The sequence below is a fragment of the Oleiphilus sp. HI0067 genome (assembly GCF_001635735.1).
In genome coordinates, this window is record NZ_LWFI01000017.1 from 1 (window position 1) to 990 (window position 990).

The 990-nt window shown below is 43.9% G+C and carries 2 protein-coding genes; one reads left to right on the plus strand and one right to left on the minus strand.

What is annotated here, in order from left to right; translation table 11 throughout:
- On the plus strand, positions 1 to 522 hold a 522-nt coding region (locus A3739_RS00515; RefSeq protein WP_156502200.1), incomplete at its 5' end, for an AraC family transcriptional regulator.
- Here the strand turns inward: A3739_RS00515 and A3739_RS00520 are convergent.
- Positions 504 to 990 (minus strand): TlpA disulfide reductase family protein (locus tag A3739_RS00520; RefSeq protein WP_068475957.1); only part of this gene is annotated, 487 nt, incomplete at its 5' end. The genes A3739_RS00515 and A3739_RS00520 overlap by 19 nt on opposite strands.

Consider the following 990-nt stretch of genomic DNA (forward strand, 5'->3'; position numbering starts at 1 on the left):
ACTGTCACGCCAAAAAAACAAGATCGTATTAAGTTTGAAAAAGCTTTCGGCTGCCGAGTGTTGTTTGGCATGCAAAGCAATCGCATACTGATTCCAACCGCGCTACTGAAACAGCCCTTCCCTCAAGCGAATAAAAACGCATTCGACATGTATCGTGAGCAATGCGAGCAGATTCTGTTCGAATCAAGTCAAAAAGAAGAAACGCTCACTGATGCATTGAAGAACTATCTTTTGATGTTTAGTTATGACATTCCTAAAGCCAAGGAAGCTGCTCAAACCTTTGGTATGTCAGAACGAACTTTACGCAGAAAGTTAAGCGACGAAGATAGCAGCTTTCAGAACGTGTTGGATGAAGTGAGATTCGAGAAAGCAAAACGCTGGTTAAGCGAGTCACAATTAAGTATTGAGCTAATCGCTCTGAAACTGGGTTACCAAGAAGCCGCCGCGTTTAATCATGCCTTTAAGCGCTGGAGTGAACGAAGTCCTTCGCAGTATCGTAAGGATCATTCCTCTAAGAGATAGTTCACCGCTCTTTTTACTTTCGGAATGTGATCAGGCTTGAAACCCTGAAACGAACCAATCACCTCTCCTCGTTGATCTATAAGAAACGAGGAAGGTAAACCGACCAAGTGATATGCCCGCTGTGTCTTTCCTGTTTTTTCTGTCAGTACGGTATAGTCAACCGGATAATCCGCTAGAAATCCAAGCGCCTCAGCTGAGTCTTCATCTAAGTTAATCGCAATCACTTGAAAGTCGTCTGGTGAGAATTCCTTTTGCAAGCGATCTAGCGCCGGTAGCGATTGTCGGCAAGGCCCACACCACGACGCCCAAAAATCGAGATAGATAACCGTACCACGGTAATCACTCAACCGATGCATCGTGTCGTTAGCTAATTCTTTAAGATGAAAATCAGGCGCTGCTACGAAATCGGCCCGTGAGATTGAGGAAATTAGAAGAAGTAAAATAAAAATGAGATGCTGCATTCTCATT